The organism is Microbacterium sp. ISL-103, from assembly GCF_018613995.1.
GTDB lineage: Bacteria > Actinomycetota > Actinomycetes > Actinomycetales > Microbacteriaceae > Microbacterium.
In genome coordinates, this window is record NZ_JAGGPD010000351.1 from 4,402 (window position 1) to 9,609 (window position 5,208).

5 protein-coding genes (1 of these 5 only partly in view) are annotated in these 5,208 nt (G+C 66.6%); 4 read left to right on the top strand and 1 reads right to left on the bottom strand.

The features are described 5' to 3' along the window. Window positions 1-721: the 3' portion of a glutamate--cysteine ligase gene (locus tag J7E68_RS13040; RefSeq protein WP_215173240.1), read on the top strand. 359 nt of this gene lie to the left of the window's left edge; only the last 721 of its 1,080 coding nucleotides appear in the window; its start codon lies off the left edge, out of view; the stop codon is at window positions 719-721. Between the two features lie 2 nt (window positions 722-723). Here J7E68_RS13040 and J7E68_RS13045 read toward each other — a convergent pair whose 3' ends face one another. Beyond that, entirely contained in the window at window positions 724-1,695 is a 972-nt protein-coding gene (locus tag J7E68_RS13045; RefSeq protein ID WP_215173242.1) for a sugar-binding transcriptional regulator, read from the bottom strand. A 100-nt stretch (window positions 1,696-1,795) separates the two neighbouring features. On the opposite strand from J7E68_RS13045, the gene J7E68_RS13050 reads away from it, so the two are divergent. The 3 genes from J7E68_RS13050 to J7E68_RS13060 all read left to right on the top strand — a co-directional run. Further along, complete coding sequence (locus tag J7E68_RS13050; protein ID WP_215173243.1) at window positions 1,796-3,505, top strand: glycerol-3-phosphate dehydrogenase/oxidase; 1,710 nt, start codon at window positions 1,796-1,798, stop codon at window positions 3,503-3,505. 92 nt (window positions 3,506-3,597) lie between these two features. After that, window positions 3,598-4,350 carry an MIP/aquaporin family protein gene (locus tag J7E68_RS13055; protein WP_215173244.1) on the top strand — a complete coding sequence of 251 codons (753 nt, stop codon included), beginning with the start codon at window positions 3,598-3,600 and terminating at the stop codon, window positions 4,348-4,350. 29 nt (window positions 4,351-4,379) lie between these two features. After that, on the top strand, window positions 4,380-5,208 hold an 829-nt coding region (locus tag J7E68_RS13060), incomplete at its 3' end, for an FGGY family carbohydrate kinase (RefSeq protein WP_251048952.1).

Below are 5,208 nucleotides of genomic sequence, written 5' to 3' on the forward strand. Positions count from 1 at the left end.
CCAGCGCAAGGTCTTCCCCATCATCAACGCACTCGCCCCCTACCTGCCCCACCTGCAGGCGCTCGCGGCATCGAGCCCGTTCTGGGCGGGCGAGCGCACCGGATACGCCTCGAACCGCGCGCTGGTCTTCCAGCAGCTGCCGACAGCCGGGCTGCCCTGGCCGCTGCGGGACTGGTCGCAGTACGAGACCTACCTCGAGGACATGGTCCGCACGGGTGTCATGGCCGACGCGACCGAGGTCCGCTGGGACATCCGTCCGGCACCGCGATGGGGCACCATCGAAGTGCGAGCGTGCGATGGGCTCTCGACGCTTCCCGAACTGGCATCCATGGCCGCACTCGTGCAGGTGCTCGTCGAGCACCTGTCGCGTCAGCTCGATGAGGGACGCGATCTCGCGGAGATGCCGGCATGGTTCCACCGCGAGAACAAATGGCGCGCAGCCCGATACGGACTCGACGCGCGCGTGATCGTGGACGCCGCGGGAACGCAGCGTCCGGTGCGCGAGCACATGGCGGAGGTCATCGAGGAGCTCGCTCCGATCGCGGTGGAGCTCGGCTGCGTCCGCGAGTTCGGCAGCATCGGGACGATCCTGACCGACGGCGCCAGCTATGAGCGTCAGCTCACCATCGCGAACGCGACCGGAGGCGATCTCGCGGCAGTCGTCCAGCATCTGATCCGGGAGTTCCGCTCCGGCCCTGAGGCTTCGACCGAGGAGCCCTGACGTCAGTCCTCGATGAGGCGGCGCGCGAGGCCCTCGTCCAAGACGACGTCCGTGACGAGTTCGGCCGCGATCGCCGCGCGCAGGCTCACCAGCTTCGGCACACCCGACACCACGCAGACGCGGCGCGGGACCCGCCGAAGTCGATCGAGGCCCGGTCCGGTGGCCCTGGCGTTCACACGGATGTCCCGCCACGAGCCGTCGGCGCGGAAGAAGACGGTCGCGACATCGCCGATCGCGTGGTCTTCGCGCAGACTCCGGTAGTCGTCCCTGCTGAGATACCCACCGACGTACACACGACTCGGAACCTCTGCGGCGGGTGAGCCGAGGCTGAAGATGGCGATGTCCATCTTCGACTGAAGATCGAGCACTCGTCGAGTGCTGCGCTCCCGCCACATGGCCTCTCGCGTCGACGGGTCGTCGAAGAATGCCGGGACCGGGAACTGCTGGACCTGCGCCCCGAAGGCGCTGCCGAAACGCTGCAGGATGTCGCTCGAGTACTCGACGCCGCTGGTCTGGGTGTTGCCCGCGCCGTTCAGCTGCACGAAGGTCGTGTTGTGGGTCTCCTTCTGGGTGAGACCTCGACTGACCGCGCTGATGGTCGACCCCCACGCCACGCCCACGATCATGTTCGAGTCGACGAACTGCGACAGGAGCCGCCCCGCTGTGAGGGCGACTCGCTCCAGACGCTCCACCTCGCTGACGATCTCCGGGATCGGTACGACGTGCGCCACGACGTGGTACCGATCCTTGATGTGCTGTTCGAGCATCCCGAGCCGCTCCAGCGGCGAGTTGATCCGGATGTCGACGAGGCCGCTCTCGCGGGCGAAGCTCAAGAGCCGCGAGACGGAGGATCTCGACGTCTTCAGCTCCTTCGCGATGACCTCCATCGTCTTGTCCTGCATGTAGTAGAGCTGCGCGGCGGTGAGCGCCGCGACCAGCTTCGAATCCCGGGATACTGCGTCTGACTGGGTCATGACGACCTCCTCGCCTCGATCTTTGCACATATGTGCAGCGGGCTTGCGCGTGGTGGCCAGATGGGTCGAAGCTGGGAGCAAGCACAGAGAGAGGTCGAAGATGATCGAGTCGACACACTCATCACCGGAACGCGCCGAAGTCCGCGCGGTCCGCGAATCAGGACGCACGACCGTCCTCGTCATCGGAGCCGGGATCAACGGGATCTCGACCTTCCGGGACCTAGCACTGCAGGGCGTCGACGTCCTGCTCGTCGAGCGCGGCGATTTCGCGTCCGGCGCCTCGGCGGCGTCGAGCCACATGATCCACGGCGGCATCCGCTACCTCGAGAACGGCGAGTTCCGGCTCGTGCGCGAATCGGTCGAGGAGCGCAACGGCCTCCTCAAGATCGCACCCCACTACGTGAAGCCGCTCGAGACCACGATTCCGATCTACTCGACCTTCTCGGGCATCCTCTCGGCTCCGCTGCGATTCCTCACGCACAAGAGCGGCAAGCCGCAAGAGCGCGGCGCCTTCCTGATCAAGGTGGGCCTCACGATCTACGACACGTTCTCCCGTGACGGCGGCATGGTTCCGCGGCACCGGTTCCTCGGTCGCAAGCGCTCCCTGGCGGAGCTCCCTTCGCTCGACCCGAACATCAAGTACACGGCGACCTACTACGACGCATCCATGCACGACCCGGAGCGTCTGGCGCTCGACGTCCTGCAGGACGGTCGCGCCGCACACCCGGGTGCCGTCGCCCTGAACTACGTCGAGGCCGTTGCCCGCGACGGCGAGAAGGTCGTGCTCCGCGACCGCGAGAGCGGCACGGAGTTCACCGTCACCGCCGACGTGGTCGTCAACGCGTCGGGCCCCTGGACCGACCTCACCAACGACGCCCTCGGCACCGACACGCGCTTCATGGGCGGCACCAAGGGCTCGCACATCGTGCTCGATCACCCCGAGCTCCTCGAGGCGACTCGGGGGCGCGAGATCTTCTTCGAGCACTCCGACGGTCGAATCGTCCTCATCTACCCGCTCAAGGGGCGCGTGCTGGTCGGCACCACCGACATCGATGCGGACCCGCGCGAGGTCCCGGTGTGCACGGAGGAGGAGATCGACTACTTCTTCGACCTCATCCACCACGTGTTCCCGCAGATCGACGTGACGCGTGAGCAGATCGTCTTCAACTTCTCGGGCATCCGGCCGCTCCCCCGTCATGAGGACACCGCTCCCGGTTTCGTGTCGCGCGACTACCGCATCGAGGTCGACGACAAGGGTGCAGCGCCGCTGGTCAGCCTCGTCGGCGGCAAGTGGACGACGTTCCGCGCGCTCGGCGAGTCGCTCTCGGACATCGTTCTCGGCCTTATCGGCCGCACCCGCACGGTCTCGACCGTCGGCCGGGCAATCGGAGGCGGACGAGAGTTCCCGCGCACCGAGAAGGCCCGCCGCATCTGGTTCCAGGAGAACCTCCCGGGCGCCGGAGACCGCGCAGAGCGTCTGCTGGCGCGATACGGCACTCGCGCGGCGCAGGTGTGGGAATACGTCGAGCAGGGTGACGACGCTCCCCTGGCCGGCGGCGATCTCTCCACCCGCGAGCTCGCCTGGATGGTGGAGAACGAGATGGTCGCGCGGCTTCAGGACGTCGTCCTGCGCCGCACGAGCATCGCATTCACCGGAAAAGCCGACGCGGATGTCCTCGAAGAGCTTGCAGACGCACTCACTCCTCTGCTCGACTGGGACCGTGAACGCCACGATGCCGAGCTCGAGCAGACCCGTCTGCTGCTGAACGAACGACATGGACTCCAGATCTCGTCCCGCGCACGCGGCTGACGAGTGATCCGAACACCGCCCTCCACGCGGTGTGAAACCCAATAAGTGCCAGGGCTAAGGGGCCCTGGCACTCGAGAAAGGTCAATGAAGACATGACTGATGTGAATCTCGGTCTCTACTTCCTCTCGGAGTTCGTCGGCACTGCGATGCTGATCCTCCTCGGATGTGGTGTGGTCGCCAACGTCGCGCTCGCGAAGAACAAGGGCTTCGGCGGCGGCTTCCTGATGGTCAACTGGGGATGGGGTCTCGCGGTCTTCGTGGGTGTCCTCGCCTCCGCATACTCCGGCGCCATCCTGAACCCGGCAGTCGGTATCGGCCTCCTGGTCGGCGGCAAGATCGACTTCTCGCAGTTCGCCGTCGCCACCGGCGCCGAGCTCCTCGGCGCGATCGTCGGTGCGGTCCTCACCTGGCTCGCCTACAAGCAGCACTTCGACGAGGAGCCTGAGCCGGCGAACAAGCTCGGAGTCTTCTCGACGGGTCCTGCGATCCGCTCGTACGGCTGGAACCTGGTCACTGAGGTCATCGGCACGTTCGTGCTCGTGTTCGCGGTCTTCGCCTTCGCCGACTACGGCGTGGCAGACATCGGAACCCCAGGAGGCCTCGGACCGCTCAGCGCCCTCCCGGTCGCACTCGTCGTGGTCGCCATCGGTGCCTCGCTCGGTGGACCGACCGGCTACGCCATCAACCCGGCACGTGACCTCGGTCCGCGCATCGCCCACGCGATCCTCCCGATCAAGGGCAAGGGTTCCAGCGACTGGTCGTACTCGTGGGTGCCTGTCGTCGGTCCGCTCATCGGTGGTGTCCTCGCCGCCGTCGCAGCGCCCGTGCTGCTCAACCTCGCCTGAACCCGAACCTGACTTCAAAGGAGAACACAATGGCCGACTACATCATCGCCATCGATCAGGGCACGACCTCCAGCCGCGCGATCATCTTCGACAAGAAGGGCAGCATCATCGCGACGGGTCAGAAGGAGCACGAGCAGATCCTGCCCAAGGCGGGCTGGGTCGAGCACGACCCCGCCGAGATCTGGCGCAACGTGCAGGAGGTCATCGGTCTCGCACTGAGCCGTGCCGACCTGACGCGTCACGACATCGCCGCCGTCGGAATCACCAACCAGCGTGAGACCGCTGTGGTCTGGGACAAGACCACCGGCAAGGCCGTGTACAACGCCATCGTCTGGCAGGACACCCGCACGCAGGAGATCGTCGACCGCCGCGCGGCGGACGGCGGCGTCGAGCGGTTCAAGCCGGTCGTGGGCCTCCCCCTCGCCACGTACTTCTCGGGAACCAAGATCGCCTGGATCCTCGAGAACGTCGAGGGCGCACGTGAGAAGGCCGAGGCGGGCAACCTCGTCTTCGGCACGACCGACAGCTGGGTGCTGTGGAACCTCACCGGTGGCGTCGACGGCGGCGTGCACGTGACCGATGTCACGAACGCGTCGCGCACCATGTTCATGGATCTCGAGACGCTCGAGTGGCGCGACGACATCCTCGAGGCGTTCGGTGTGCCGCGCTCGATGATGCCGGAGATCCGCTCGTCCTCCGAGGTCTACGGCGCCGCCGAGGACTCGTCCCTGCTGCGCGAGACGCCGATCGCCGGCATCCTGGGCGACCAGCAGGCCGCGACCTTCGGCCAGGCAGCGTTCAACACGGGTGAGAGCAAGAACACCTACGGCACGGGCTGCTTCCTCATCTTCAACACGG

Excerpts from the sequence above, each read along its gene's own strand:
- J7E68_RS13050 (WP_215173243.1), top strand. The coding sequence starts at position 1,796 with ATGATCGAGTCGACACACTCATCACCGGAACGCGCCGAAGTCCGCGCG.
- J7E68_RS13045 (WP_215173242.1), bottom strand. The coding sequence starts at position 1,695 with ATGACCCAGTCAGACGCAGTATCCCGGGATTCGAAGCTGGTCGCGGCG.
- J7E68_RS13055 (WP_215173244.1), top strand. The coding sequence starts at position 3,598 with ATGACTGATGTGAATCTCGGTCTCTACTTCCTCTCGGAGTTCGTCGGC.